General features: G+C 54.2%; 24 protein-coding genes. 6 read left to right on the top strand and 18 right to left on the bottom strand.

The window, feature by feature from the left end; translation table 11 throughout:
* Position 1: 1 nt before the first annotated feature.
* The 6 genes from DFG60_RS10550 to DFG60_RS10525 are packed head-to-tail and all read right to left on the bottom strand — an operon-like array spanning position 2 to position 7546.
* Positions 2–1351 (bottom strand): phenylacetate--CoA ligase family protein, encoded by a 1350-nt coding sequence (locus tag DFG60_RS10550; RefSeq protein ID WP_114571736.1) that lies wholly within the window; start codon positions 1349–1351, stop codon positions 2–4.
* On the bottom strand, positions 1341–2387 hold the full coding sequence (locus tag DFG60_RS10545) for an NAD-dependent epimerase (RefSeq protein WP_114571735.1): 1047 nt from the start codon (positions 2385–2387) through the stop codon (positions 1341–1343). The genes DFG60_RS10550 and DFG60_RS10545 overlap by 11 nt, the downstream gene beginning before the upstream one ends.
* Positions 2377–3666 carry a hypothetical protein gene (locus DFG60_RS10540; protein ID WP_114571734.1) on the bottom strand — a complete coding sequence of 430 codons (1290 nt, stop codon included), beginning with the start codon at positions 3664–3666 and terminating at the stop codon, positions 2377–2379. The genes DFG60_RS10545 and DFG60_RS10540 overlap by 11 nt, the downstream gene beginning before the upstream one ends.
* Positions 3667–3691: 25 nt before the next feature.
* The gene (locus DFG60_RS10535) at positions 3692–4954 is read right to left on the bottom strand and encodes an oligosaccharide flippase family protein (RefSeq protein ID WP_114571733.1); all 1263 of its coding nucleotides are present in this window, start codon (positions 4952–4954) and stop codon (positions 3692–3694) included.
* Positions 4955–4966: 12 nt separating this feature from the next.
* Positions 4967–6862 (bottom strand): polysaccharide biosynthesis protein, encoded by a 1896-nt coding sequence (locus DFG60_RS10530; protein WP_114571732.1) that lies wholly within the window; start codon positions 6860–6862, stop codon positions 4967–4969.
* Positions 6863–6880: 18 nt separating this feature from the next.
* The gene (locus DFG60_RS10525) at positions 6881–7546 is read right to left on the bottom strand and encodes a YveK family protein (protein WP_114571731.1); all 666 of its coding nucleotides are present in this window, start codon (positions 7544–7546) and stop codon (positions 6881–6883) included.
* Between the two features lie 399 nt (positions 7547–7945).
* Between DFG60_RS10525 and DFG60_RS10520 the strand changes: the two genes are divergently transcribed.
* Positions 7946–9226 (top strand): O-antigen ligase family protein, encoded by a 1281-nt coding sequence (locus DFG60_RS10520; protein WP_157964532.1) that lies wholly within the window; start codon positions 7946–7948, stop codon positions 9224–9226.
* Between the two features lies 1 nt (position 9227).
* Positions 9228–9986: a hypothetical protein gene (locus DFG60_RS10515; RefSeq protein WP_114571729.1), complete on the top strand. Its 759-nt coding sequence runs from the start codon at positions 9228–9230 to the stop codon at positions 9984–9986.
* Between the two features lie 50 nt (positions 9987–10036).
* Here the strand turns inward: DFG60_RS10515 and DFG60_RS10510 are convergent, their stop codons facing one another.
* The 4 genes from DFG60_RS10510 to DFG60_RS10495 form a co-directional block, all read right to left on the bottom strand.
* Complete coding sequence (locus tag DFG60_RS10510) at positions 10037–11035, bottom strand: ATP-grasp domain-containing protein (RefSeq protein ID WP_114571728.1); 999 nt, start codon at positions 11033–11035, stop codon at positions 10037–10039.
* A 109-nt stretch (positions 11036–11144) separates the two neighbouring features.
* Positions 11145–11642, bottom strand: a complete 498-nt coding sequence (locus tag DFG60_RS10505) for a VanZ family protein (RefSeq protein ID WP_232818695.1) — start codon at positions 11640–11642, stop codon at positions 11145–11147.
* Between the two features lie 31 nt (positions 11643–11673).
* Positions 11674–12309, bottom strand: coding sequence for an excalibur calcium-binding domain-containing protein (locus DFG60_RS10500; protein ID WP_114571726.1), 636 nt, complete (start codon positions 12307–12309; stop codon positions 11674–11676).
* A gap of 104 nt (positions 12310–12413) precedes the next feature.
* Positions 12414–13247: an N-acetylglucosaminidase gene (locus DFG60_RS10495; RefSeq protein WP_157964531.1), complete on the bottom strand. Its 834-nt coding sequence runs from the start codon at positions 13245–13247 to the stop codon at positions 12414–12416.
* A 216-nt stretch (positions 13248–13463) separates the two neighbouring features.
* Here DFG60_RS10495 and DFG60_RS10490 point away from each other — a divergent pair, with 216 nt between their 5' ends.
* The gene (locus tag DFG60_RS10490) at positions 13464–13871 is read left to right on the top strand and encodes a helix-turn-helix domain-containing protein (protein WP_114571724.1); all 408 of its coding nucleotides are present in this window, start codon (positions 13464–13466) and stop codon (positions 13869–13871) included.
* Positions 13872–13971: 100 nt separating this feature from the next.
* Positions 13972–15069: a hypothetical protein gene (locus DFG60_RS10485; protein ID WP_114571723.1), complete on the top strand. Its 1098-nt coding sequence runs from the start codon at positions 13972–13974 to the stop codon at positions 15067–15069.
* 59 nt (positions 15070–15128) lie between these two features.
* On the opposite strand, the gene DFG60_RS10480 is transcribed toward DFG60_RS10485, so the two are convergent.
* The 5 genes from DFG60_RS10480 to DFG60_RS13655 form a co-directional block, all read right to left on the bottom strand.
* Complete coding sequence (locus DFG60_RS10480) at positions 15129–15440, bottom strand: hypothetical protein (protein ID WP_114571722.1); 312 nt, start codon at positions 15438–15440, stop codon at positions 15129–15131.
* Positions 15441–15570: 130 nt separating this feature from the next.
* Positions 15571–16311 carry a hypothetical protein gene (locus DFG60_RS10475; protein WP_114571721.1) on the bottom strand — a complete coding sequence of 247 codons (741 nt, stop codon included), beginning with the start codon at positions 16309–16311 and terminating at the stop codon, positions 15571–15573.
* Entirely contained in the window at positions 16304–17509 is a 1206-nt protein-coding gene (locus tag DFG60_RS10470) for a hypothetical protein (RefSeq protein WP_114571720.1), read from the bottom strand. Before DFG60_RS10470 ends, DFG60_RS10475 begins: the two co-directional genes overlap by 8 nt.
* 67 nt (positions 17510–17576) lie before the next feature.
* Positions 17577–17756: a hypothetical protein gene (locus tag DFG60_RS10465; protein ID WP_114571719.1), complete on the bottom strand. Its 180-nt coding sequence runs from the start codon at positions 17754–17756 to the stop codon at positions 17577–17579.
* Positions 17753–17923, bottom strand: a complete 171-nt coding sequence (locus DFG60_RS13655) for a hypothetical protein (RefSeq protein WP_157964530.1) — start codon at positions 17921–17923, stop codon at positions 17753–17755. The genes DFG60_RS10465 and DFG60_RS13655 overlap by 4 nt, the downstream gene beginning before the upstream one ends.
* Positions 17924–18014: 91 nt before the next feature.
* Here DFG60_RS13655 and DFG60_RS10460 point away from each other — a divergent pair, with 91 nt between their 5' ends.
* Entirely contained in the window at positions 18015–18965 is a 951-nt protein-coding gene (locus tag DFG60_RS10460) for a helix-turn-helix domain-containing protein (RefSeq protein ID WP_114571718.1), read from the top strand.
* 8 nt (positions 18966–18973) lie between these two features.
* Here the strand turns inward: DFG60_RS10460 and DFG60_RS10455 are convergent, their stop codons facing one another.
* The 3 genes from DFG60_RS10455 to DFG60_RS10435 form a co-directional block, all read right to left on the bottom strand.
* Positions 18974–19183, bottom strand: coding sequence for a hypothetical protein (locus DFG60_RS10455; protein WP_114571717.1), 210 nt, complete (start codon positions 19181–19183; stop codon positions 18974–18976).
* A gap of 637 nt (positions 19184–19820) precedes the next feature.
* Positions 19821–22880 carry a hypothetical protein gene (locus tag DFG60_RS10445; protein ID WP_114571715.1) on the bottom strand — a complete coding sequence of 1020 codons (3060 nt, stop codon included), beginning with the start codon at positions 22878–22880 and terminating at the stop codon, positions 19821–19823.
* Between the two features lie 780 nt (positions 22881–23660).
* Positions 23661–23900 carry a hypothetical protein gene (locus DFG60_RS10435; RefSeq protein ID WP_114571713.1) on the bottom strand — a complete coding sequence of 80 codons (240 nt, stop codon included), beginning with the start codon at positions 23898–23900 and terminating at the stop codon, positions 23661–23663.
* Between the two features lie 392 nt (positions 23901–24292).
* Between DFG60_RS10435 and DFG60_RS10430 the strand changes: the two genes are divergently transcribed.
* A complete protein-coding gene (locus DFG60_RS10430) occupies positions 24293–26356 on the top strand; it encodes a 5'-nucleotidase C-terminal domain-containing protein (RefSeq protein WP_114571712.1) in 2064 nt (687 codons plus the stop codon).
* Positions 26357–26465: the final 109 nt, after the last annotated feature.

Below are 26465 nucleotides of genomic sequence, written 5' to 3'. Positions count from 1 at the left end.
CCTATACTGTCATCGATTGTTTGACAACTAAGATTTTTCCGTTCGGCTCCTTCGGGATTCGACTGACCGGCTCGAGCGTCACTTTCATCTCGGGTCCGAACAGGTGATGCATCTCGCGGAGCAGGATTTTCTCGTGATTCGGGAGGAAGCGCTGTTCGTCCGGGACGTACCTCAGCGTCACCTCGTCCTTCGCGAACTGCTCGACCTGAAGGCGCCGGATCGAGTTCGGCAGTTCGCGCGCGATCGTCGTCAAGTCCCCTTCGAACACCTTTCCGCGTGCCTCGCTGACGATGTAGCCGGTCCCCCGTCCATCGATCGATCCGATGACCGGTCCGTTCAATCCGCATGAGCAGGTCTCGTCCGTCAGCGTCATCCGGTCACCGATCCGGTAGCGGATGAGCGGTGTTCCCCTCGTCGTGAAGCACGTGACGAGCACCTCCCCTTCCTCTCCGTACGGCTCGACGATGCCCGTCTCGTGGTGAAGATGAAGTTTATGATTGCGGCATTCCGAGATGAGCGGCGCTCCTTCCGAAGAGGCGTACTGGTCGAACAGCTCTGCTCCGAACGCGCGCTCGATCAGCTCTCGCATCTCCGGCGTCACCGTCTCGGAAGTCGGAAAGATCGCGAGCGGCCGGAAGGTGAAACGGATATCATGGTCGACCATGTACTGGGCGAGCTCCGCCATTCCGGACGGGGCCCCGTCGATCGCAGTCGGCTGGAACGCATTCAACTTCTCGATGTAGGCCGGGAAGTTGTCATCGGTCAGGTGGAAGATCGACAGCAGCAGCTGATTGAGCGGGCGGTTCGTCCGCCAGAAGATCGGTTTTTTCTGATTCATCGCCGTCAACGTCCGCCCGGTGAAGCTCGCCCGTCGCATCCCCTTCCTGAAGCCGTGCTGTTCCTTGAAAAAATCGAGGTGCGCCATCCGCTCCTGCATGTCCTCGATCGTGAAGGCGACCTGGAGCGACTTCCCGCTCGTCCCGCCCGTCCGCCCATGAAGCGGGGCGTCGATCCGAGAGAGGAACGACTCGTTCAACGTCCGGAGCGTCTCCTTCTCGAGTACCGGGATTTCCTTCAGCTCGTCGAGCGACTGGAGCGGCAGGCGGATATCGTATTTGATGAAAAGGTCGCGGTAGTATTCGTTATGGAGCTGGCAGAACATGAGGAACGTGTTGAGACGTTCGAGCTGCTCTTCGCGGTAGTCGACCTTCCCCTTCGTCCGCAGTTCCCCGATGATCCGTTCATACGTCTCACCGTACCGTTCACGCATCAATTTCTTCCCGTAGACCGACGTCAGGATGTTCTGTACGAAGATGGGTGACCTGAAGTAGATGTCCTCCTTAAGTCCCATCGATGATCTCCTCCTTCACTTCGCTCCGGGCCGTATAGGCCTCGTACCAGTCGATGAAGGCGTTGACCCCGTCCTCGACCTGCGTCTGTGGCCGGTAACCGATCGTCTCGAAGAGTGACGCGACGTCGGCGAAGCTCTCCGGCACGTCCCCTGCCTGGATCGGCATCAGATTTTTCAGCGCCGGCTTGCCGAGCCGCTTCTCGATCAGCTCGACGAACTCGTTCAGGCGGATCGGGCTGTGGCTGCCGATGTTGAAGACACGGTACGGGACGAAGCTCCGGTCTGGGACTGGGTGTTCAGGATCAAATGAAGAATCGGCTTCCGGCTCCGTCTGGAACAGGCGATAGATGCTTTCGATGATGTCATCGATGTAGGTGAAATCCCGTCCCATCTCGCCGTAGTTGTACAGGTCGATCGGCTTCCCTTTGCTGATCGCCTCCGTGAACAGGTAGAGCGCCATGTCCGGTCGCCCCCAGGGACCGTAGACGCTGAAGAAGCGGAGTCCGGTCGTCTTGATGCCATAGAGGCTCGAATACGTGTGGGCCATCAACTCGTTCGCCTTCTTCGAGGCTGCGTACAGGCTGAGCGGATGATCGACGCCGTCTTCCGTGCTGAACGGCATCTTCCGGTTCGCACCATAGACCGAACTCGACGAAGCATAGACGAGCTGTTCGACCGGATGGTGCCGGCATGCCTCGAGAATCGAGAGGAAGCCGTTGATGTTCGAGCTGATGTAGACGTCCGGACGCTCAAGGCTATAACGGACGCCCGCTTGTGCCGCGAGATGGAGCACGAGGTCGATTTGTTCGTCCCGGACGATTCGTTTCACCTCTTCCGCCTCTTCGAGCGAGACGCGGTAGAATGTGTAGTTGTCGTACCCGAGCTCAAGGAGTCTCGCCTCCTTCAAGGAAGGATCATAGTAAGCGTTGACTTCGTCGAGTCCGACGACACGGTATCCTTCCTTGATGAAGCGGCGGGCTGCGTGGAATCCGATGAATCCGGCGATGCCGGTGATCAAGATCGTCTTATTCGGCACGTTGTTCGACCTCCTTGAAAGTGAGCGCATGATAGCGGATGTAATAGATCGACGTATAGACGATGAGGAGAAGCGGGAAGATCTTGTAGCGGTGCCTGATCGCCGTCCCGACGTTGCCGGTGCCAAGTCCGAAGATGGCGGCATTGACGATGAAGAGGACGAGTATCCACAGCAACACGCTTGCATAGGGATGTTCCTTCAAGCTCCGGAACTGGAAGAGGATCAAGGCGCTGAGCGCGAGATACGGGAGCGCGTCGACGGCGAAGATGCCGATGTTGATGACGCTCGTCCATTGCCACGGGAACGGCGAGAACAGGAAGTAGACCATCCGAAGCGGCGAGTAGAGGATCATGTCGAGCGGACCCGCGACGGTCAGACCGTTCAGATAGGCTGATCCGCCCCGATCGTAGCTCATCCCGCTGAACAGGAGCTCGTTCTCCGTGACGTGGGTGAACTTCGCGAGCAGGACGTCCTGGAAGCTGAAGACGACGAAGCCGATGACGAGGAACTGGACTATCATCCGCTGCACCTTGTACGGATCGAAGTGCATCTTTGCGCGTTCATGGCTGTAGAAGGAAAAGAAGAGGATCAAGACGCCGATGCCGACTGCGAGACCGGAGTGGAAGACGGTGCTGACCATGTAGGAAAGGTAGGCATAGATGAGTGAGGAGAAGCTTCTGACATTGACCCAGCGGATCATATAGTAGACCGTGTATGTCATGCCGAGGACGACCAGCTGATCCCGAAGCAGGATCGGTGAGAGCAACAGGCCTTGGACGAAGAAGGCGAAGATGACGGTCGACTGGAACGCGACCTTTTCCGACGTCCCGAGTTGGATCAGCGTCTTCGAGAAGATGACGATCGAGACGACGCCGAGGATGACGTTCAGGAACTGGGCGAGCATCCGCTCAGGCCCGAACAGCAGATAGAAGATGCCGAGGAACTTCGAGTAGACGCCGCGGAGGGCCTCGCTGAAGTAGGTCGGATCCATATAGATGTTGAGCGCCTCCGTATGGAACGCCTCCGTGTCGTCCCCGCTGTGCGGCAACAGGCGCGCCACTTCGAGGTCGATGACCATCAGGACGAGCCGGAACAGGAAGGCGAGGACGAAGACGAGAAACAGTTGCGATGTATCCGCCCGGCGTGCCAGATAGAGCAGGAAGAGGCCGGAGTTCAGCACGATCAGGAAGCCGACATAGACCTCGCCGCTTGGGAACATGTCACGAAACACGAAACTGAACAGCGCCTCGAGGATGATGACGACTAGTATGGGAGCCATACTCCAAACCTCCTTTCTCGGAAGATCAACTGCTCTGTTCGATGGCGACGACGCGTTTGCGCGGGTAGAGCGACTGCCAGAGCGCCGGTGCCATCATCACGATCTGCGAGAGCGCGCATGTCGCGTAGGCGATCGTCGCCCCGTACAGACCGTACGCCGGTATCAGGAAGCTGCAGGCGACGACGTTGATGATGACGCTGACGAACAGGGCGATCGATTGGATCCTGAACTGTTGAAAACCGGTGAGCAGCGCCTGGATGACGGTCGAGTTATAGAAGAAGAGGGCCGCGACCATCATCAGGACGAAGATCGTGTTGTATTCTGCGAACGAGGCATTGTAGAGGATCGTCAGCCCCCATTCACCGAACAGGTAGGAGAAGAAGATGAGCAGGATGCCGATCACGTTCGTCACCCCGAACATCGAGCGCGTCAGCTTCCGCAGCGCCGGCAACGCCTGACGTTCCCCGTCCTCAGACGAGAAGTTCGGCAGGAGGACGGCGATCAGCGAATGGATGAACAGGCTGCCGAGGACGAGCAGATAGGCGATACTCGCATAGTAGCCGAGCTCCGCCGTACCGAGCTTCTGTCCGACGAACAGACGCGGGATGTTCGCGTTGAGCGAGACGAGCAACGCGACGAAACCGAGCGGTAATGCTCTGAGGAAGAGCGACTTCGGTGACTGGTAGCGTGTGTCGAGTTGCTGACTGACGAAACCTTTTCCGATCCGCTTGACCGTCGGCAGATCGTAGATCAAGAGCATGATCAGATTCGAGACGATCATCGCCGTGACGAACCAGACGACGGAGTGGCCGAGGAACAGCGCAGTCGCCGCACCGATGACGTTGATCGTGCTGCGCATGATCTTCGAGATCGCCACTTCACGGAACGCCATGTGCCCCTGCAGAAAGCCGTAGGCAAGGTCGGCGAACGATTCCACGTATTTGTTGAGGTAGACGAGGAGCGTCACGAGGAACACTCCTTCCTTGCCGAAGAACTGATAGATGATGACGAGGAGAAGCGCCCCGACGGTCAAAAGCGAGAAGCGCGTCCGGATGAAGAGGCGGAAGTTCGCGAGCCCCGCCCGTTCAGCCGTCAGGATCGTGCTCGCGTTCAGCCAGCAGAACATGACGATCGGTGCCGTGAGCGCGAGCGCATAGTTGAACTGTCCGAGGTTGAGCGGGGTGCTCCACTTGATGAGGAGCGTCAGAATGACCCACTGGTGCAACGAGTAGACCGTGTCGGCGATGAAGATGAGATTGAATCGGGAAATCTGGCTCCGCTTCTTCAACTGGATTCACCCCTATTCCTGTGCGAGTCGTGTGATTGGTGTCACCGTCGCAGTCCGCTTTTGCGGCTGGACCTCGCTTGCGTTCGTGATGTGGAGCAGGAACGCGCTGAGCGCTTCCGCGTCGAGCAGCATCCCTTCGATTTGGGAGAGGATCGGATCGACCGTCCCGAACGGGCGCGTCTGTCCGACGAGGATCTTGTCGAAGACGCGTTCCGGGTGGACCTCCCCTTCAGCGAGCAGCTCCTCGTAGAGCTTCTCACCCTTGCGGATGCCTTGGTAGACGATCGGGATTTGTTCTTCCGTAAACCCGCTCAAGTGGATCAGGTTCCGTGCGAGCGATGTGATATTGACCGGTTCCCCCATGTCGAGGACGAACACCTCTCCGCCATCCGCGAGTACGCTCGCTTGGATGACGAGCCGGCTCGCCTCTGGAATCGTCATGAAGAAGCGGGTCATCTCGGGATGCGTCACCGTGACCGGACCCCCTTTTGCGATCTGTGCCTTAAATAGCGGGATGACCGATCCGCGGCTGCCTAGGACGTTGCCGAAACGGACGACGGCGAACTTCGTCTTGCTCGTCCGGGCGAGCTGCTGGATCACCATCTCAGCGATCCGTTTCGTCGCTCCCATGACGCTCGTCGGATTGACCGCCTTATCGGTCGAAATCATGACGAAGCGCTTGACGCCGGCCTGTTCAGCCGCCCGGGCGACGTTGCGTGTTCCGTGGATGTTGTTCTTGACCGCCTCGGACGGGTTGTCCTCCATCAGCGGCACGTGCTTGTGGGCAGCCGCATGGTAGACGAGGTCCGGCTTCCAAGTCTCCATGACGTCACGCATCCGCTCAGCGTCCTGGATGTCGGCGATGACCGAATGGAGGGCGACGCCTCCTCCGAGCGATTCCATCTCCTGACGGATGCTGTAGATGCTGTTCTCGCCGTGACCGAGCAATAGCAGATGGGCCGGTTGGAACTTGACGAGCTGACGGCAGATTTCGGAACCGATCGAGCCGCCGGCGCCCGTGACGAGCACCGTCGCTCCCTTGACTTCCTTCTCGATTCCGGTGATGTCGAGTTCGACCGGCTCGCGACCGAGCAGATCCTCGATCGACACTTCCCGGATCTCATTGACCGAGACGCGTCCAGACGCCAGTTCGACGAGCATCGGAAGCGTGTGCGCCTCGACGTTCGTCTGCTTGATCCGGTTCAGGATTTCAATCCTTCTCGCGTGTGAGAGCGACGGGATCGCGAGGACGACCGCCTCGATATGGCAATCGGCGACGACCTGTTCGAGCTGATCGATCGTACCGACGACCGGGACGCCGTGGATGATCATCCCTTTCAGCTCCGTCTGGTCGTCGAGAAGTGCGACGGCATTCAGGATGTGCGACTTCTTCTGGCGTAATTCACGCGTGATCATCTGGCCGGAGGCGCCGGCACCGATGATGAGCGTCCGCTTCCCGGTGCCGTTTCGCCGCTTCGCCTTGACTTGCTGGAGGTGCCGTCCGCGAATCAGCAGGCGGATGAGACCGACGCCGTTCAGGACGAGCACGGCTTGGAGGAAGACGGCACGTTCGATCGCGAAATCGAACAGCGCATACTCGAGACCGACGAGGACGAGGCTGCTGCCTCCGACGACCGTCGTCAGGATGAAGACCTCACGGAGCGAGGCATATCGCCAGACGATCTGGTAGAAACGCATCCAATAAGCGAGCGCCATGAAGGCGAGCGTATGGACGAGTGCGACTTCGAGGATGACGACCCAGCCGACCCTCTCCCCGATCAGGCTGACCGGGTTGAAGAACAGGAAGGTGACGATCGTCGCTCCCAGGATGATGAGGGAATCTGTCACGCGAAGTGCCGTGACCTTGATGTGCCGCCGGTAGCGGTCTAGATGATTGAGCGACTGCATAGTGCAAACTCCTTCCCATCAGGATCGATTGACGACGGATTGAATGTTTCGTTCCATAGAAGATTCCGTGCTTACGACTGGAGCGTTCGTCGTTTTCTTCGCGAGTGAACGCGAGTAGGCGATTAGGACGCCAAGCAGGAGGCCGAGGACTGTGCCGAGCAGGGTGTTCAAGAGGATGTTCGGAGAGATAGGTTCAGTCGGGATCCGGGCTGTCGAGAACGTCTGGATGTTGCTCGTCTTGATCAGGCTCGGAAGGTAATCCTGGAAGACTTCCGTCATCATGTTCGCCTGGATCGCTGCCTGGCTTGCCGAGCGGTCCTTGACGGACAAGGCGATGACTTGGGAGTCGAGATTGCTCGAGACCATCAGGCGGTCCGTCAGGTCGAAGAGCCGCTTGTCGGTCACCCCCATCTTCTGAGCGACCTGGTCGATGACTTCGGGACTTCGCAAAATGTCTTGATAGGTGCTGACGAGAGCCGTCGAGTTCGTCGTGGTGTTCCCTTCTTGTGTCGGCGGCGCGACCAGGATGTAGGCCGTCGCCTGATAGGTCGGCGGGATCACGTATTTGCTGACGGCGAACGCGACACCTCCCCAGATGAGGCTGGATAATACGAGGATCCACCAGCCTTTCCGAAGAATCGCTAAATGGTCTTGCAGCGACTTCTTCTGATTCGTCGGACTCATACCGATTCACCTCATTTCCTGAAAAAATGACAGAACAATCTGGATATGACTTGGTTATGACTAAACCTTATTTCCAAACGACTTCCAAAACAATTAGAGCTTCGAGGGAATGATTATTTTTTTTATGACAGATGGTTCACTATCGTATGATGAGTTCACACATGTATATCGTTTCATCAAAATGAGATAATTCACGAAAAGAAATCAAGATAATTCATGAAATTGTGACGATTTTTCTTTTCAACAGCTAACTTTCTTGGGTAAAAACAAATTTAACGATTAAAATATTGTGAATTCGGCAATAAGTCCTATAAGAAGGGTGGATGAAGACTAGTAATGATGTTAAAAACCGTCAATATACGTGAGTCCTTTGTCTTATTCATCCTTTCCATCTGGATGATGGCCGACTTATGGACCCGCCCGCTCCGTTTCACCGACGAGGTGATCCCGGATACATTGAACCGGCTGCTGCTCATCATCTTTCCACTTCTGTTCTTGATGTTCTATCTGTCACGACGTCCGCTCTATTTCCCGAACCGTACGCGTTCAACCTATCTGGTCGCGGCGTTGCTCGGTTATCTGACGGTCCACACGCTGTTTTTCCTCAAGCGCGCAGATTCCGACGCGGCACTCGCACTCTTTCTACTCGCTTCGAGCATGGGGCTCGTCCTCATGCTTGCGACGCTCAGCCTCTCCGAATTCAAACGTTGGCATCGTTTCTTCGCACATGCCCTACTCTTACAAGCATTCTTGCTTTCCATCTACGGCCTTGCCGTCCATCAAAGTTCCTATTATGTACCGATCGACAATCTTCAAATCCTGACACTCGGTCCACTCGTCCTGAAACAGCTCTACATCGGCGAACTTGACTACTTCGTCCGCATCGCGAGCCTGACGAACAATCCGAATACGCTCGCTGCCTGGCTGACGCCCGGCGGTTCGTTCGCTTTCATTCAGTTCCATCACTATTTGTCGAAGAGAAGCTATGGCGTTGCCCTCCTGTACGGCGGAGTGCTCCTCGTCATCGCGTTCGCGATGCTCCTGACATATTCTCAGACCGGCATTTACTCACTCGGCATCCTGTTGCTTCTCGCTTCCGTTCTGATGATCCGAAACGACAAGGTCCGCAAGACCGTGACGATCCTTTACGGAACCGGTCTCGCTCTCGTCCTCGCCTCGTTGCTCGTCCGCGATTCGGGACTCATCGTCCGTGTCCTCGACTTGAACGGCCGCGGTTCGCTTTGGCGGGCCGGGCTCGAAGGCGCTCAGGACATGCTCGTGTTCGGGCATGGCATCGGTTCCTCGGAAGCGGCACTCGATCAGCTCGTCCCGAACATCGGCCAGCTCTATACGTTCCACAGCTCCTGGATCGTCTGGCTCTATGAACTCGGTCTCGTCGGCCTGCTTCTCTACACGGCAGCCTTCGCCCTTATCGTTTGGAAATCGTATCGCCTCTATCAGCTATCGCCCGACCGCTACACGGTCTTCTTGCTCATCATGGCCACATGGCTCGTCCTCCTCCAGTTTTCGGAGAGTGTACTCGCCCGCCCCGGTGGCTTCTTGTCAATCTGGCTCAGCCTGATTGTGTTCGCGACGCTCCCAATCCGTCGGAAGACATCAACCGTCCGGAAGTATCCCACACACCATGAAGAACTACGACGACATGAAAGGGGTATCTAGCATGAAGAAATGGTCTGAACAACAAGTCATCGATAGTCTCGTGCAAGCGAGCGCCGACCATCCAGCGCTCGACGCGAAGACATACTCCAAATGGTCGCTCGGACGCGAGGTGCCTTCGATCACGACGATCATCAACGTATTCGGCTCTTGGCGTGAAGCGTTGAACGCGGCAGGTCTCTCCGCGATCCGTCCCTATTTTTCAGACGACGACATCCTTCGCTTCTTGAAGGATGCCTCCCTCAAGCTCGAACCTTTCCATAGCAACAGCTACCGTGAATGGGCGAAGAACCATCATGGCCCTTCGCTGACGCTGATCAATCTCCGTTTCGGTTCCTGGTCACGCGCGCTCGAGGAAGCCCAGATCGAGATGAATCGCTCGATCTGCATGACCGAGGAGCGGATCATCAACGCGCTGCTCGAGGCTTCAGAGGCGTTGCCGAAACTGACGACCCAGACGTACTCCGTCTGGGCGCAGGAGAACGGTCATCCGACGGTAGCGACGATCGCCCGGAAGTACGGCTCGTGGATCGATGCCTTGACGTGTCTCGACATCGCGCCTCCCCGCCGCAAATGGGCGGAAGAGGACGTCCTCGAAGCGCTCCGCGCCGCGCAAGCCGAGCTTCCTGCCTTGAACATCATCCACTATCGCAAGTGGGCGGAGAATAAATCCGTCCCGTCGACTTCGACGATCAACGCCCTGTTCGGCAGCTGGACGTCAGCCGTCCACTGCCTCAGACGGAACATGTCCGTCCGTTCGTGAACATGAAAAAAGGAGCTCTCGCTACCAATGCGAGGGCTCCTTTGCTGTGTTCAGCGAATCTTCTTTTTCGGGATAAGTGCAGCTTCCGGGATGATGGTGATCGAATCGTGCTTGACCATATACATGTTCTCCGCATAATCTCCAATCGATGGTTCGTTGACCTTCCCGCTCAGGTTGCGCATGATCTGCCGCGGGAAGTTGACGCCGCACGCGTAGGCATGCGGATATCCGCCGCCGAAGCGGGGATTGATCTCAGACAGATAGAGCACACCGTCGACATCGAACAGATCGAAGTCGAGCGGGCCGCTCAAATCCGCCATCTTGATGACCCGTCTGATCAGGTCGAACAGTTCGTCGCTCTTGACCGACTTCGCCTTGTCCGTCTCGCCCGCCCGCATCGCAAGCTTCTCCTTCGCGAAGATCGATGTCACCTCGCCTGTCAGGAGATCGACGTAGGCATCGACGCCAATCTCCCGCCCATCCATGAATTGCTGGATGATCATCTGGTCGTGCGCAGAAAACAGCAGCCTCGCCTCTTCGAGCGTCTCAGCCCGGTTGACGTGGAGACTCGCGCTGCCGGTCCGCGGTTTGATGAAGACCGGGAAGTCGATCTCGCCATGCGCACATGCCTCTTCGAACGAGATGAGGTCGGTGTAGGTCCTGGCATGAGGGATGCCGTTCTCGAGACACTTCTCATACAGACTGTACTTGTCGAAGGCAAGGTCACACGCTTCCTTCGACGGGGCGAGCACGGTCACGCCGAGCTCCTCGAACGCGTGGCGATGCCCGGCGAGAAACGCCAGTTCCGGATCGATCAAGGAAAGGATTGCGGTGACGTTCTCGGCACGGCAAATCGCAAGCAGGGCGTCGAGGTACTTCTCGTCGTCGATCCTCGGGACGAGGTGATGGCCGTCCGCGAAATAGAGCGCAGGGGCAAGGGCGTTGCAATCTGTCGCGATCACCTTTCCTCCGTCCATCACTTCATCCCTGAAATATTCGACGAGCTTCGAGCGCCGACCGACACTCGTGATCATGATGGTCGTCTCCATAACGGTTCCTTCCTTCTCGGTTCGAATGTGTTGAAGCACCATGGAAAGCGGTCAAACATTTTTGATTAGGTATTTGTACCCGATTCTGCTCGAAAACTAACAAGCTGAATCAAACTCGGATTTTCAGCTTGTCGGTTCTCCGTCTACGGAAGAAGAGGCTGTACGCCAGGATGCCGGCAAGCGCACCGAGGCCATCGAGCAGCGCGTCCTCGATCATTCCCGTCCGCCCGCCAGTCAGAATCTGATGGAACTCGTCGAAGACGGCGAACGTGACGGCGAGCGAGTAGGCGAAGAGGACGGCGACGCCGAAGCTCGGTACGGCTCGCCTCGTCAAATCGATCAGCGAGAAGCCGAGGACGAAGAACGTCGACAGGTGGGCGAGCTTCCGGATCAGGAACTCGATGAATCCGGCGCGTCCGAGCGCGTCGACGCTCACCTCGGTCTCATAGGTGAAACGGATCCACTCCAGATGACGGACCCAGTCAAGCGGTATGTACTGTTCGATGCCCGGCTTGATCGTCTGATTCTCATAGGTCATCGAACTCGAGATCCATAAGACGACGAGCACGAGCAGCGTCGTGTATCCGGACCATGGTATTCTTCTCAAGGATGGATTCCCCCTTTTTTCTTCCATACTATCACTCGCAGGCGTAGCCGTCATCGTCCCGGTCGAGATGCGGTGCGTACGCGGGATGCGTCATGTCGACACCGTCCGGATGATCGAACTTCAAATCGCCGCATGTCTCATAGTACGCCCCTTCTTCATGAATGTCGCCCTCTGACTCCTCGAAGACCTCATCGTCCGTGCCCTCTTGCGGGACGATCTCCTCCTCGGCGTCCGCGTACCCGGACGAATAGGCAGCGAGCAGCGCCAACTCGTCCTTCAGCTCGTCGAGTTCCTGCTCGCGCTTCGCGAGCCGTTCAATCAAGACGTCGCTCTGTTCGCGCTCGCGGGCAAGGTCCGTCTCGAGGTCGATGACGTCCTGTTCCAGCCGTTGCACGTCCACCGTTTTGCTCTCGACCTTGTTCTCCGCCCGAATCATCTCCGCTGTCAGCTCTCTGTTCTTCTCCTTCAGCCGGTCTACCCGTCCCGCAAGCTCTTCCCGTCTCTCCTCGGCCACTTCGAGCTGCTCCCTTGTCGGCCGATCGATCAAATCCCGATAGGTCGGCGCGCCGCTGAACACCAACCAGCCGAGCGTCACGACGAGGACGATCATCGCATTGTCGTATATCCTTTTCGCCGCACTCCTGCTTCCCGTTCGGCTCCGTTCCATCTTGTCCCCTCCCCTTCCGTCAGTTCTTGCTGTTCCTTTCCCGCAAAGATCATCGCGACCCCTCAAGATTTTTTCACCATACAAAAAAAGACGCCTCAGCGTCTTCAACGGAATTTCGGCACCTCGAAGCGGACGGTCTCGACGTCGAGCTTTGCATAGAGCTCACCAATCCTGCGCGCCTGTTTGACTGCCCAGCCGATGTCGGTCGCGTATTGATGAGGGAACTCTCCCCTCTCTTCCGGATCCCACCGCATCTCATAGAGCGTGTTCTGCCGATGGACCGGATGATGGATATAGGCGCGTCCGACATATTTCGCTCCGCCGATGATCGCAGCTTCCGGCGTGAACCATTTCTCCTTGTATGCCCGCTCCGCCCCGAGCCGGTACGGATCATGGTCGAGCGCCCCGATTCCGAACATGTTGTAGACGACGCGCGGCGGGACGTACTTCCCGCCCACGCGCGAGACACGGATGCCTTTCGCAAGCTTCGAACGTCCGTATCCGGTCTCAAGCAGCGCATGCGAGACGAGATAGACCTCGTTGATCTTCTCCTTCTCCGCCGCCTTCTTGAAGGCCGCACCGGACTTGTTACCCTTTCGTGCGAACACGCCATGTCCTTTCAGGAGGGACGAGAGGGCTTTAACGTCGACTCCGGCCGGCCTCGCAAGGTCGAGAAACTGATAGTATTCATTCGATCCCTTCTTGAAAGAGGAGGGGTTCATGTACTTGACGTACTCGGCACGGCTCGCGCTTCTCCACCGCGTCTCGACCGTTCCGAACGTCACAGGTGTCTGAGGAAGGGGCCGCATCTTCCCTTGCGTTGCGACGAGCGCACCGAACGACTGGGCCGGTTTCGTCTCGATGACCGCCTTCTCGGCCGCTCCTGCTTCCCCAGCCAACATCATACTGACGGCCACTCCGGCAACCAACTTTCGCATCCCTGCACCCCTCCTCATCTTTTCGCCATTGTAACGAAGGAATGTTTCAATCACGTTTCATTCCTCTGAGAAGGGTCAACGGTTTTTTCAGAATCCGCCATTCGGACGTCAAGCGCTCCTACGATAGGTCAATAGTTGCAGCCAGGAGGTTTCGCCAGAATTGAAACTGGCAAAATAGTATTATTCTCGACTAGAGAAAGAAAGGACGAGAAGCATATGCCTGAAGTGATCGGCAAAAAAATTTCACTGCTCCGTAAGCAGCACAAATACACGCAAAACCGTCTCGCCGAACTTTGCGGAGAGACGGCGATGGCGATCTCCGCCTACGAGCGCGGACAACGCATGCCACCCGAAAGAACGATCGAACGCCTCGCCTATGCTCTCCATACGACCCCCGAACTTCTGATCGATCCGAACTACGTCACAGCCCCCACGATCGAGGAATTCATCGAGAACGCCCCCGGGCAGAAACCGGTCGACTACCGTCGCCTGCTCGAGGACATGATGGTCAATCTCACCTTGGCACCAAACGCCTTCTTTGACGGGCGTTTGATCTCATCCGAACAAAGACGAGAAATCGTTCATCACCTCCACCAGGCACTTTTGATTGCCGGCCGCTCGTGAATCGCCCGCGCGCCAGTTTTTAAAAGATGGCAAATCCCATTATCATCCTCCCTTCTGTATGACATAATTTGTGATATACGAAGCATTTAGGGGGATGACCATGGAAAGAAGCACCGATCCTTTTCAACAAGAGCACGATCCCGGGACGAAGCGACTGCAGGAACGGATCCGTCACCTGGTCGAGGCGCACTACTCATTAGGCCAAATCGCCGTGCACCTGACAGGACAGCAGCCGACCGGCGCATGGCGGACACGTCTCATCTCGCGGCGCGACTGGGCTGCATGGACGGAAGACGGGCTTCCAGATCCGGAAATCGAGCAGTTCTATTCCTTCGTCTCCCGCTATCCGATCGTGGCGGAGACGGGTCAACGCAGCAGACAGGAGCGCAAAAAGACGAAAGCGAAGACGAAGAGGAAGCATGTACCGCTTCCGGAGGCGAAGCAACGCCGCTTCCATCCGAAATACCTTTTGCTCCCTCTCTTCTTCCTCCTCGGCGTGTTCGGGACATACTTGTTCGATCGCTATGACGGGGTGGAGAAGCTCCAGACGATCGCGACATCGACACCGGAGCAGAGCGAGACGGAAAAACCTGCAGTGACTGAAGAATCGGAGGAGGCGCCGGCAGCAGAACCTGAAACGACGCCGGTCATCTACATCACGGCGACGAACGCCCAGATCTTCAGTGATGCGGAGCAGACGACCGCGCTCTATGAGGCGGACTTCGGTGACCGTTACACATTAGTCAAGGAAGAAGGCGACGTCCTCGAGCTGACGCTACCGAATGGACAAGCCGGCTTCATCGCGAAGAGCGCGACGACGGACACACTCGAGGCGAAAGCGACAACGGATTCTGCCATCCTCGACTTCGTCAGCGAGCGGCTTGATACGTCCTGGACCGATGTTCCGGTCGAATCCTGGTTCGGCAAGTCGAAGGCGGAGCTTGCGGAATCGCTAGGCGCGCCGGGCAAGGAGTTGAAGGATTCGCTTCATACTTATCTGTTCTACGGCAACCATTTCTTCATCTTGAAGGACGACAAGGTCATCGCCATCGACTGGACGAACGTCTCATTGCCTGAAGAGTCCTACCGGTCGCTCGAATTGCAGCTCGATCTTCCGCAAGGGAAATACACTTCATCCGACAAATATGCGATGCAGGTGATCGGTTCGAACCGTGTCCGGATCGCCGAAATCGAATGAACCTGAAAAAACGCTGATCCATCCGTCGACAGCAGACGGACGGACCAGCGTTTCTTCGTTCATTTCCTGACATGATCGAGCCAGATTTCCCCGTCCCGGAAGACACCTTCCGCCCGCACCTCGTAGTGCGGGGCATCAAGCTCCCGAATCGTCAGGAAGACACGCTCGTGGCGCCCATGCGACTGACGGACGAAGCTCAGCTTGACGCGACTTCGCTTTCCTTGATAGAGACGTTGGTACACACTTTGATGGAACACATCCACTACAGTTTGTTCATTCACGAAGTCGAGCATATCCTCTGGCACGACCAACTCGACGAACTGCAGGCAAACCTGCTCAAACGCGCGGTGATTTTCCGTGTGGTTCTCCATGTCTGATCTCCTATTTAAGCGCTGACCGCTGCAACTGGACGTTGGATATGTAGAACAGGCCCCTCTTGACACTTTATCCTTTTTGTTCCATTTTGAAACTCTTTTCGCAGAAAAAGCGGCGTGTGCCGCTTCAGGAAATCCGCTGAAATTCGAGGACGGTGACGGTATCTCCCGTATAGAGCGTCCGTCCCGCGTGCGAGCAGAGACGCGCCAGGTCGATCAAGGCATTCGCTTCATACAGATGCTGGACGGCGTACCCGACCTTCTCCCTGTTCCGGTCCTTCAAATAGAGATTCAAAATCAGCTGATCGCCGCTTACCTGACTGCCGTAGAAAACGGTACAGCCGTCGATCCTACGGGAACCGACGTTGTGCGCGACCCGTCGGACATGGGAGGCGTTCCAGATATGACAGAGGATCGTCCCCTCAGTCGTCAGCAGCTGTCCGACTCGGCGCAAGAACAGAAGCAGCTCGCCGCGCGAATAACAGGAGATCTTCGTACCGGGCAAGACGAGCGATTCGAACGCATGCTCACCGAAACAGTCGACGACATCCATGCTGAAGCCGTAGATCCGATTGCGGAAGCGCGGATCGACGTTCGCGCAAAGCTCCGTCTCCGACTCGACCATGTAGAGGTCGTAGCCTTCACCGCAAAGCGTATTGAACGCTTCGGCATCGAGCGCACCGTAGAACAACACCCTCTCACCCTTCTTCAAGTAACGCCGGTAGAGGGTCAGGTCGTCGATTTCCGTCGGATGGATCGCCTCCTGGAAGAGCGTCGTGAATCGTCGGTCCGCGAAGACGCTGTCGATCACTTCGACTCGCGAATAGCTGCCTTTTCGTGAAAATGGTCCGAATAGCGGTTTATCCATGGTAGATCATCTCCTTGTACGTTTGGATGTCCGACTCGTATGTCTCCCCGAGCAGCTCTGGCAAAGTATCGAATCGCTCTTTCTGGTCCGCTTCGAGAATCAGCAGGAACGTCTTATTCGTCTCGAACAGCCGGTTCGTCGCAAGCTCGAAGACGAAGCATCCTTCCCCGTTCTCGATCCCGATCATCATGCACGGTCCGAGCGGATGTTCGAGCGGAGGCAACGCCGCTCTCGAGTATGCCGTGATGAATGAACTCTCGGACGAAAAGGCGGAAGCGAGCTGATAGAGCAATGGATAGAGCGAGAGCAACGGAAGGGCGTCAAGCGGCTCGATGCGTCCGAGCTGACGATCCTGGAGTTGCGTCGCGTCAAGCACCGTGTCCGAGAGTCGCATCGTCTTTCCGTGATCGCCGAATACTCCGTCGCGGAAGAAGAACAGGCGATGGGTCGCAGGCAGACCAGCCGCGGTCGCATAATCAAACATCCCTTGCGCCTGTCGGTCGCTTCGGACGACACCCGTGGCAATGAAGCGCTTGAAGTCTTCCCTCAATTCGACCCGCGACGTCCGGCTCAATACCTGTTTCACCCCTTCGGCCGCCTCAGCGAAGGCGATCAAGACCGGTGTCCGGCTCATCACGTCGATGACGGCCATGTCATGGATGACCGGTACGTCGACGTAGAGCAGGCTGTTGATCGTCATCTCCTCAAAGAGCGGAGAAACCGTCTCGAGCAGCGACGTGTCCTCCACGTAGACGTGGCGGAGCGGCTGCGGATGCCGTTTCCGGTAATCCGGATGGACGCCTGTGAAGAGCGACATGATCGCATTTTGAAGTTCGATCGGTTCAGCAGTCTCGACATCGTCGTCCGACAACGGAAGATCGAGACCGTACAGGAAGCGCGGATCCCCGAACAGCACCTCACCATCCTCACGGACGAGATGGAACTGGACGCTGAGCATCTTCTGTTGCAGGTAGGCGACGAGACGGAGCACGCGCTCGCCAGACCCCTTCAAGACGAAGACGTAATGCTCGAACTCTTGGAACTCCATATAATCGACGAGGTCTTGGAATGTATTCGTGTTGAAGTCATACTGATCGAACGTGATGCGCTCCGCTTCGCAAAAATCGCGCAGCGCATGTGTCGGTTCGACATGATGCAGCCATCCTTCTGTTTCGTAAAGATAGGAAAATCCAATCATCCGTGCCACTCCTCTTGAAAAAAAATAAGCTCCTATCCGAAAACGACCGGATGGAGCGATTGTCAACTTACTGCTGGCGCGTTCTTGGCCCTTCGGCCGGATAAGCAAGATGAACGATCAACGCTCCTCCTGTGACGAGCAGGAACGCGACGGCCCCGCTCACGAGAAGACTTTCAAAAGCAATCGTGATCATCAAGCCGACCGCGATCATCCCGAGGAACAAGGAGAGCTGAAGCGATTCGCTCATCTCCGCGCCTCCTCCTTCTGTGTACCCGTCCGTTCAAGGACAGCTTCCCCTTTTGCCAGCCGTTCCATCTTCCGATTCGCCAAAGGAGCGACCCCCGTCGCAGCAGCATTCCAGCACCATCCGTAGGAGATGCTTTTTTGTTGTCGTTCGATCAATGTGAATGTCATCTGTCCTGCTCCTTTCAAAATCGAATCTTTTTGAAAAATTTTCCTTATTTCCGAAAAAACCAACTGTTTTCTGACTGGAAAGTTTTCTATAATGGAACGTGGGGACTTCCAACCCTTATTTTCTTACGTTACAGAAGAAAGGATTGAGCGTATGGATCATTTCAATGCTCCCCCGATCGGTCTTGCGCTCCGCCGGCTTCGCAAGAAACACCGGTTGACGCAGAAGGATCTCGCGAACGGCATCTGCAGCCAAGCGGAAATCAGCAAGATCGAGAACGGGACCCATTCCCCGACAGTCGATTTGTTATTCGCCTTGTCTAGAAAAATGCAAGTTCCAGTATCTTCTTTTCTTGATCACACAAATTATAGAGAGTCTCTTCGTAATCTCGATGATCGTTTACTTGTACATTTCCGAAATGGGGATTTTCAATCAGTCTATAACGATGCGCATCGTTTGATAGAAAATCAAAACCTTGACGCAGAACTAAGCCTCTTGATTCAGTATTATTATAATTTGAGTGCCTACAGATTAGGAAAATTAGATTATCGAAACTGTATCGTCATATTACAGCAGTTATCAAACCAGTACTCGACGCAATATTACTCACCTAATATGATAATCAGAATAAAATCTGCTATTGCGATTCTTCATTTTGAGAATAAAAGTTACAAACGTAGCCATCATGTTTATGAAGAATTATTAGAACTGGATTTTGATGGAGAGGAACTTTCAATTGAAAGAGTTCGTATCCAATATAATTTCTCAAAAATTCTACTTAAGCTAAATAAAGTAGAACGTGCTTTAGAAATTGTAGAGAATGGTATCGAACAAAGTCTTCATCATAAAGATATGTCTCTGCTCGGTCAGCTATTCTACCAAAAGGGCGAGTGCCAAGAACTACTTAAACACGAATTTTCCTCCATAGCCAAGTCCTATAGAAATGCATATTTTTTGTTCGATCTGATGGGAATTGCAGAGTATAGTCATATTCTTCTAGACCATAAATCATTCTTCTTAGGTGAGATAGCGGCTTCTGAGTAACAGTTATTTTAAGCAGTTGGATTCTTAATCGAGAACTCGAATGGTAACTCCTTTGCTATTTGCTTAACAGAAAATTCGAATGGAAGTTCTTTCGCTGCCACATTCTTGATTGAGAATTCAAATGGTAATTCTTTAGTAGGCTTAGCCACGGCTGTCCCCATTCCAATAATCATAGCTGTTGCACAAAGCGCAACTCCAATTTTTTTCTTTAAGTTCATCCGAATCAACCTCCTAATATTTTTTATTTCTTATGTATCCTCATCATATATCCTTAGTCCCCCTATAAATATTCGAATACGAATATATGAGGGGATTTACTTTGAATTGTAGTAAAAAGGGTCTAAAGCACTATAGTCTTTGTGCTCAATCCGACCCTTTTTTCCAAAAAACGCCCTCTTTTTCCCGACCACTGATGAATATTTATGTAACTGAAGTTATTAATATTCGAACTATTCAGTCTTTTGTAATGCGAAATGAAGCCTCCTCCATGTCTATTCGCGACAAGGAAGGAGGCTTATTTGCTTGGTCGTCTTCGCATCATCATTACATAGACTATGATCAAGATCACTAAAATCGTCAATAAGACATAACTGACCGTCTCCCTAGTCATCGAATCATCAATCCAAAGACCTAGACTCAAGTTGATTGCCCCAATCACGAGGATCAATACGATAAGATATCTACCAGCCACTCCATCCCTCCTCTCGTGCACATTTTCATGACGCATGCCTCCTATTGACTCCCTTTTTCCCTGTACCCTTTTCTTAGCGATAAGATGACTGAATGGCGATTATTTGTGGAAACAAAAAATTCCCTCGGAGGACGAGCCCCGAGGGAATCTTATTTCAAACAATCTTAGTGGCGATCCATTTCGAGTTCAACTTCATACGCACCTGTAAGGACGCTGCCATCTTCCGAGACGAGGTCTTGGTTGACAGCGATGACGTTGCTCGAGCGCTGGAGCGTTCCTTCAGGAAGAACGAGCGTGACCGTCTCGTATCCGTCTTTTCCGTCGTAGTTGTTCACGCTGACAGAAGAGCCTTTCGGAAGCGTTTTGCCGTTAAGCGTGTATTGCATGACGTTCGTCGCATCGTAGACGCCGCCGCGATGCTGGACGCCTTCCGTGAAGGTGATCGTGACGATGTCTTTCGTCGGACCATCGAAGTGACCTTCAGCGAGATAGTTACCGTAACGATCCTGTGCGATCGCGAACGGTGTGTCTTTGACTGGTGTCTTCTCGACCATGAAGTCCTTCGAGAGCGTCGCGACCGTGTTGCCGACATCATCCGAAAGCGACTTGACGACGAGCTTCCAGACTTGGCTTCCGCCGGCGTCGACGATTTTTTGGAGGCTGTCCCCGTCTGGAGCGACTAGGAAGCGCATATCGTCCTTCGCTTCGCCGTAGTAGCCAAGCACTTTCCCTGGAATCGTGACCGTATGGCCGTACTTGTCCTTACCGATGAACTGGACGCTCGTCATCGGGATGCGGTACTGGTCTTCGTTCGGCGTGTCGTTCGCATCCTTGCCGAAGAGCTTGACCGGCTCGTCCATCGAGACGACGAACAAGTCCTTGACGCCGCTGTAGTCGATCGATTTGATGCTTGCGCTCTTGACATCCGGCTCGTTGAGCGGCGAACCTGCGTAGTTGAGATCAAGCAGGATGTCGTCGTTCTTCTCACCGTTGTGGATGTTCGTCACGGCGTACTTGTCGATGACGATACGATACTTGTCGTTGTAGTAGTTGCGGCCTGTACGGTTCGTATCATAGATCCGTGTCCAGTCCTCACTGAGCTCCATGACGTATTCGTTCGTGTGGCCGACACGCTCGAGCGTGAACTTGCCGCGCAGCTTGTCTGCCTTGACCCATTTCTTGCCGTGGTAGTCGTACACTTCGATGCTCAGCTTCGAGCGAAGATCGTCTGCGCTCTCTTTGAGGATCTTGTCGAATGTCAGACGGAATTGTTCAGGCGATTCGACCTTGACCGTAGCTTTCGGTTTCGTCTCGTCGGCACGGACAGTGAAGTTGAGCGTCTGTGTCGTACCGAGGTTCGCCGAATCAGACAACGAGGCGAAGTCTCTGACTGAAGAGATTTGGAGCGAGTGGTCGCCCGCCTTGAAGTAGCCGCGGTGTTTGCCGTCGTCGTAGCCATCCTTCAGCGTCAGCGTCGCGACGTCACGGTTGTCGAGCATGTTACGTGCATCGAACTCACCGAACTTGACTTCGAAGTCGCCAGGCTCCGTGAAGATGCCGTCGATTTTGAAGTTCGCGTCGTAGATGCCTTCCGAGAAGCGGACGACGAGCTGGTTGAGTCCTTGGACCGAGACAGCTGTTGCTTCCGGATCGCGCGCGTCCGTCAGCTTGAACGACTCGTGTGATTTGAGGATTTTGCCAGCCGAGTTCGGGATTTCAGCGTGTACATCGACCGTCTTGTTGTCCTTGAGGACCGACGACTTCTCGAGGATGACCTCAATCGCCTTATCGTTTCCTGGGACGAGACGGATGCCTCGGATATCACTCTTATCATGGTGATCCTGCGAGATGTCGAGCTTGACGCCTGACTTGAGCAGTTGACGTCCATGATGGTCGACGATCGGTTTGCCTGACGTATCGAGGTAGATGAAGTCAGACAGCAAGACAGGATTGTCGAAGAACAGCGTGACGCGGTCAGCTTCGTTCGAATCGGCCTTCATGAGCGTCAGGCTGCGGACTGCGTTATGTGCAACAGGTTCGAATTTCATCGAGCCATGTCCGAGCACTTTTCCGATCAGTGCCTTGTAGTCGCCTGAAGCCTCCATGACTTCCGCGCTGATCTTGACGTCGAGCGCCTTCGAGCTCGCTTCAGAGCGGAGTACGCCTGTCGCCTTACCGTTTTGGAGTGTGATGCGGTTTTTCGTGATGTTGCTGAATGAACCGTGAGAAGAGCTGACTTCGAGGACGAGGTTATCGGCGTTGACGTCGATCTGACCTGTCGTCTTGTCATAGAGAGCGAATTCGACTTCAGTGCTTGTCGCACCGTCGGCGATGATAGAGGATTTTTTAGGGATTACTTTGAGGTCCCAAAGAGCTTGGGCAGAAATCGATTGGAACTTGACTGATCCGAGATCGGTCCGTTTGCCGTTGATCGGCACGCCTTTGATCTCGAGCGTGTACTCCTTGCCGATTTCGAGGTCATGGACTTCGAGAATCGCCTTCTTGCCATCGGCGCTGATGTCCGCACCGTTGACGCGCGCACCTTCGATCGTGAAGTTCGAGGCATGCACGGAGTCGACCGCGTCTTTGAATGTCACTTCGAGTTTCGACTTGCTGAGTGCTTTTACAGAGAGGGATGCCACGACTGGCGCCGCCTTTACTTCATAGGCGATCTTGCCGGTCAGTTTGGAGTTTGTGCTACTGAGGGAATACGTGAGGTAGAACTTTCCTGCTTTAGAGGTATCCGGTTTTGACACAACGATCGTCCGTTGCACCACTTTGCCTGACTTCATCTTGACTGCGACCGTCTTTGGCAGGACGAGCGTTCCGCCGACATACACAGAAGCGAGTTTTGGCTCGATCACGTCAATCGGATAATCCTTGATCATGATTTTGAGGACTGCTTTTTTGGAAGTCCCTGCTACTGTCCCATAGAGGTATTGATATTTATCAATCTTCTTGGAATCGAAGCTGACACGTCCAGCCCATTTGACTGAGCGGTAAGTGTATTTACCGTTAGAGAGTTTGACTTTCACTGTCTTCGGCAAAGAAAGTTTTTTAATCGCATAAGCATACCCGCCGTAATGATGGATCGTAGTCGTCGAGATCGATGTGACCGAAGACGATGCTGCTCCCGCTTGGAGGCCCGGTGCTACCGCTGATGCTGTGACTGCGAGTGCCGCAGCAGTCGCGTAGAGCTTTTTCGATTTGCGTGTGTAAGTCATGGTGTCTAGTTCCTCCCTTTGCTAAGTTGACGAGTCTAGGATGTGAGGTGCTGTGAGTACACGTAAACCTTGTCGACTTTCATTCGGGATGAGAGGAGTGCCAGTTCCCGAAATCGGGTCAGGACGATGTCTCCCTTTTCAATGTGCTGGTTGGCCCACGACAACCGGCCCGCAAAAAGGGCTTGTTACCGGTCTTGCTTCCGAAAGACCACATCGCTACTTCTGCCAATGATGAAAGTATCATTCTTGTAGAAATAGAATTATATGGCAATAGAGGCCGCCATATGGTCTTTCGTTCCCCAGTCCGTACAGAATGTGCGTACAACCGTCATGCGACACTGCGATGAAACCGAAGCATGTCTTCGATCCGCGTGGGTAGTTGTTCTTCGCTTCAGCTTCATGGATTTATTACCCACACCACAAATATACATAAACCAAAATATTCAATCAATACTTATTTGTAAAAAAAAAGGAGTTTATTTTATTATGATTGAGTTTTCGTTGGTCTTAAGCCATTTTAATTTCAAAATTATAGGAGATTATTTTAATTACAAATCGATGCTTTTTTCGATAATATCCATTTTATCTACGTATTTTCACATATTCTTCAAGAAAATTCTTCAATGTCCCTCCGATGGAACTCTCCTCTCACCCCTCGGCCCGATAAGAATCAACCATATGCAGCACATGATCGTGTCCTGCTAACCCCCTTAGATGAGCACGAGAGATATCCGACCCCAAAGTCGCGTTTCGCTCCCGACTACTTGATCCCTGAGGAATTTACTGCAGCGCGAAATCGGTCGTCATCATGTAAAAATGGACCGGAGCATGTGCCCCGATCCACTCTGTATCAAGCTGCTGTTCACCCGACTTCAGTATCCTCATGTCAATCGTTTTAGGTGGAGAAGATAGCCCCCACAACAATAAAAATACCATCATGCCGAGCACTACGATCAAAATCCGTGCTCTTACCGTATCCGACACTTCATCACTCTCCATCGCGTCCCTTATAGCTATCATGTTAAAGTAATTCCATTACTTTTAATCAATTTATTATCAAAATATGTCAATTTTTTTCATTAATTCAACATATATGTTCATTAAATGGAATTTAAATCACTTTTTTGTCTTTTAGTGGTCTTAAGACGAATCTTCGAACTTCCTTTCTCTTCTCAAAAAAGGAGTCATCACCCTATTTCACTTGACCGGGTCACACGCATATCCTCCCTAAAAAAAGGATAATGTTCGCCAATCAACCGCTTACATAAATGTTGTATGGTGGTCTGACTTGATGATAAGCCCATTTTTCGACAGATTTAGCCTATTCATGTTCGTTTTTTCCGATATAGTAGAAGAAGAGAGTTCGTCGAAACGCGATGACCTCTTGACCATCTCAAGGAGGTATTCCATTCATGTACAAGTCGAAACAGCTTTACGCGGCAGCCCTAGCCGTCTCACTCGCGACAGCTACGCTCGCACCGGTCGCGCCAGTCGCGGCAGCGAAACAGACATCGAACCAGGTTGTGACGCTTTCATCGAAGGTATTCTACGGCGGCAAGGTCACTCTTCCTACGACGCACGCTGGACAGAAGATCACGTGGAGCACGAAGGTCAGCAAGACGACGTTCTACAAGTATCAGACAATCAAAGGTACATATGGAAAGAACAAGACGAAGATTCAAATCCGTGTCATGCTCCAGAACTTCCCGAGCAGCTTCGCTGAGATCGTCAAACCGCAGACGGTCGCGTTGAACGGGACAGTCGTCCTCCCGCCGACACTCAAGGTTCGCTACGCGAACAACAAGGTCGTCGAGCGCGCAATCACATGGGGATCTGCGCCGACCGACAAACCGGGCAAGTTCAGTGTAACCGGCACGTATACAGGTATGGGCAAGCACACGATCAAAATCGTTGCCCACTACACGGTCATGGATAACTTCTCGATGAACATCATCCACACGAACGACACGCATGCGAACCTCGACTCTGCACCTAACCGCATGACAGCAATCAAAGAATACCGCGAAGCAAATCCTGGCGCACTCCTGATCGACGCAGGTGACGTCTTCTCAGGTACGCTCTACTTCAATAAATTCAAAGGCCAGGCAGACTTGGCGATGATGAATCTGATGGAGTATGACATGATGTCGTTCGGTAACCACGAGTTCGATCTCGGCGACCAGGACAACCATATGGCGCTTTCTAACTTCGTCCGCCTCGCGAAGTTCCCGTTCATCACGGCGAACGTCGAGTTCGGCGACCATCCGCTGTTCAAAGGACGCCAGACGCACCAGTACGTCACGGAAACGAAGGACGGTCACATCTATGACGGCATCATCCGTGAAATCAACGGCGAAAAGGTCGGTTTCTTCGGTCTGACGACGGAAGAGACGAAAGACATCTCGAGCCCTGGTACAATCACGTTCAAGAACTACATCGACAGCGCGAAAGCGTCGGTCGAGATGTTCGAGAAAAAAGGAATCAACAAAGTCGTAGCTGTCACGCACCTCGGCTTCAACGACAACCCTGCCGTCGACAACGACCAGTTGCTCGCAGAGCACGTCGATGGAATCGACGTCATCGTCGGCGCACACTCGCATACGCAGCTCGACCGCGGATTCGTCGTCGAAGCGAGCGAGAAGAAGTCGGAGCCGACGGTAATCGTCCAGACGGGCGAGTATGGCAAGTTCCTCGGCACGCTCGACGTGACGTTCGACTACAACGGAAAAGTAATCGCGAACGACGTCAAGCTGATCGACCTGAAGACGGTCGCAGCGGACGCTTCGGCAGCAGCACTTCTCAAGCCGTATGCGGAATCGATTGCAGCAGTCAAGAACGAACAGGTCGGCGCGACAATCGTCAACCCACTCGTCAACCCGCGTACGTCTGAGACGAACACGATCAGCGTCCGCAACAGCGAGACGGCACTCGGAAACCTGATCACGGACGGCATGCTCGCGAAGGCGAAGCAGTTCAATCCTGAGACGGTCATCGCCATCCAAAACGGCGGCGGCATCCGTGCAGCGATTCCAGCAGGCGAATTGACACTCGGTCAAATCCTGACGACACTCACTTTCGGCAACACGCTTGCGACTGCGAAATTGACTGGCGCTGAAATCCTCGAATTGATGGAGGAGAGCGTCGGTGTCGCCCCACTCGAGAACGGTGGATTCCTCCATGTATCCGGACTCAAGGTTCAATACGACAGCTCGAAGGCGAAAGGTTCACGCATCGTCTCACTCGAAGTCAAGGAAGGCGAGAACTATGTCGCACTCGATTCGACTAAGACATACGTCGTCGCGACGAACGCGTTCACAGCGAAAGGCGGCGAGACAAAAACGTTCGCGAAGCCTTACGCAGAAGGCCGCGTCACGGATCTCGGCGTCATCGACTGGGAAGTCTTCAAAGAATACGCACAACAACTCAAGACGGTCGACTACAATATCGAAGGCCGTATCGTCGACATCAAAAAATAATCGTTCAACCCATCCTGGCGCATATCGCGTCAGGATTTTTTCTTTAAGTATTCGACCAGGAAAGAGGCTTTCTACCATCTGAACAACTACACACTGAACGCCTCCTATG

The organism is Exiguobacterium flavidum (assembly GCF_003344535.1).
Lineage (GTDB): Bacteria > Bacillota > Bacilli > Exiguobacteriales > Exiguobacteriaceae > Exiguobacterium_A > Exiguobacterium_A flavidum.
This window is presented reverse-complemented; position numbering and strand designations above follow the sequence as displayed.